The organism is Endozoicomonas sp. SESOKO2 (assembly GCF_024606245.1).
Taxonomy (GTDB): domain Bacteria; phylum Pseudomonadota; class Gammaproteobacteria; order Pseudomonadales; family Endozoicomonadaceae; genus Endozoicomonas_A.
The window spans coordinates 1-1,183 of record NZ_JAHHPQ010000506.1 but is presented as its reverse complement, the minus strand read 5'-3'; the positions used below and the strand labels follow the sequence as shown (position 1 = coordinate 1,183).

Genomic DNA, 1,183 nt, shown 5'->3' with positions numbered 1-1,183 from the left:
GTAGTGGCGTCTTCATCCCGGATGGGTAGTCTTTGGAGCACGCTAACCGATTCGCGACAGCCTGCCGAGGACAGAGAAGCTGAAATCTGGGCTGAGTTGCAGAAAATGGATGAACGCATTCAGGAGGATTACCAACGCCTTTTACAGTTCCGAACTCAGCTCTTTATTGCTCTGGATGCTGCACGGCAGGCTGAAACTTCATTGGCAAGCAATATTTCCTGTTATGAGAAAGCGCTAGAACGTGAGCATAAGGATCAGGATCAGCAAGAATTGCAACGACAGCTTGAAAATAGCGAAAAACAATTGATAAGAGCACAGCGCAAGCAGGATACAAATGCACGTGTCGATGAAAAAGTCATGAATTTAGAGAAGCTTTTGCGAGAAGCTAATTGTCGTTCAACAGAGATGCAGCGCGACCTTGACATAATCCGGGAAGAAAAAGCTGCCGAATCCAAAAAGGTTGAGGCTCGGAACATAGTTATAGCAGCATATCAACGTCGCACAGATGCTGATCACGAGACCATACAAGTACTCACGGAAGAAATTGATGCCCTATCAAAAAAGGTCCAGTTCCTGAACCGACTTAAAGTAGTAAAACAACGTCGTTTAGATGCTGATCACAATACCAAAAAGGAACTCGCAGAAGAAAAAGCTGCGCTGTCCGAACGGGCTGACAAGCTGGAGAGCGATTTATCAGGAGATCGGGAAAAAATAAATCATCTTAATCATGCCATTTTCGAACACCGGCAAAAAAATGCTGCACTATCCAGACAGATTGAGCCACTAAAGAATGAGTTACGCCAGAAGACCACAATGCTTGAAGCCAAAGAAGCGCAACAGTCTGAAATAGAAAGTCAAAACGCTCGTTTGCTGAGAAAGCTGAATCATGCACACGATTTGCTTAGGGTCAAGGGGCCTGAACTCCTGGAGAAAAAAAAGACACTCTCTCAAGTTCAGAATGACTTGCAACAGACCCGCTCTCTTTTGCGAGCGAAAGAGGATGAAGTCAATACCTTGGCGGCTCAATCCAGACAGTTCGATACAGACAAGGCGGCTATGGAAAGAGAGATTGAAACCCTGAGGGCTGAGCTGAGAGCACTCTCAGTGGGCAGCCAGACGACAGAGACGCGAGCCTCCCCATAACGGGCTTGTTAATCGTTAAATCGAAGAGGCACTGATAGCC

Annotated in this window: 1 protein-coding gene; it reads left to right on the top strand. The window is 46.4% G+C overall.

From position 1 onward, the window contains the following. On the top strand, positions 1 to 1,143 hold a 1,143-nt coding region (locus KDK17_RS11610; RefSeq protein WP_257288146.1), incomplete at its 5' end, for a hypothetical protein. Between the last annotated feature and the right edge of the window lie 40 nt (positions 1,144 to 1,183).